Origin of the sequence: Neobacillus pocheonensis (assembly GCF_050477905.1) — a bacterium.
Classification (GTDB): Bacteria; Bacillota; Bacilli; order Bacillales; family Cytobacillaceae; genus Neobacillus; species Neobacillus pocheonensis_A.
Window position 1 is genome coordinate 1 of sequence record NZ_JBCNAD010000111.1, and the last position, 1,139, is coordinate 1,139.

1 protein-coding gene is annotated in these 1,139 nt (G+C 35.8%); it reads right to left on the reverse strand.

Translation table 11 applies throughout. The annotated features are described in order from the left end of the window. Positions 1 to 280: 280 nt before the first annotated feature. Positions 281 to 739 carry a hypothetical protein gene (locus ABES02_RS29660; RefSeq protein ID WP_430141613.1) on the reverse strand — a complete coding sequence of 153 codons (459 nt, stop codon included), beginning with the start codon at positions 737 to 739 and terminating at the stop codon, positions 281 to 283. Between the last annotated feature and the right edge of the window lie 400 nt (positions 740 to 1,139).

Consider the following 1,139-nt stretch of genomic DNA (forward strand, 5'->3'; position numbering starts at 1 on the left):
ATTTCGCACAACTAAACTGCTGTATTAGTTGAACAAAAAAAAGAGCCACAGCAGCGACCCTTGATAAGCTCAAGCACCCGCTAGTTGGACAAGTGCAGTATTATATTTATTTTTTAAAAGTCCCTACCCAAACGTCACCGTTATCAATACAGTATTGTAAGAATGTACCATATTCATTTTTAATATTGCTAATCTCATATGCTTTCCTTTTTATTTCCAGGACTTCTTTTTCTGTTGAAATCCCTTCAATTAGCCATTCATTTAAATCATTTTCATCGTATTAATCGGTATCAACGTGTAATTCCCATTCAAATTTCTCCAACTTTTCCTTTAAAGAATTGAATTTATCATATGGAAAGTCCTTATGTACCTTCCTCTTTTCAAAAGTTTTATCATAGAATTCAAGACAATCCTTATAAGCCAAAACAATTTGGGAATTGATAAAATGAGGGTCATACAACCACATCTTCAAATAAAAATCTTCATTTTCCTTTTTCATTTTTCGATACCAAGCCAGGTACACATCCATCATTGCGTCTAGTAAAAGTCGCTTATACCAAACAGGTGGGTTTCTGCGAACAAGTCCATAAAAGGGATGTATCCATAACTTTACATATGTTCTTTGATAATCCCTTAAATAGTCCATATCTAAATCAATTGATTCTTGTTTCCATCTTTCAATTTTTCTCTTATGTCTTTTCCAGCCTCTTATTTTTTTCTTTTCTGAATGGTAAAACACCTTTACACTTCCTTTACTGATTCTGCAACTCAATTGTGCCTTATTGTTAAACTAAGCTGCCAATTCTGTCAGCCTTAATCTTCATACAGATAGGTAAGGGGTTGAAGTTATCGCTCCCTTTTCCCCCCGTCCACACCGTACAAGCGACTTTCACCGCATACGGCGTTCCAACTATACCAATCCGATTTAACCATAACACTGTTCAGTATTGTGATACTCAATGTGTTTCATTTCTTCCGTTTCAATAAGTCGGTGCCTCCCGTGGGAGGTGAACCTCTTTTAGTCATACGAGAACCTTATTAACCGATAAAAAATTGCCTTGCATGATTAAACGAATCTTTAATAGTCTTGTGGCTATCCCTCCATGTTGATTAGACACTTCAACGGTACTGTGCCACTA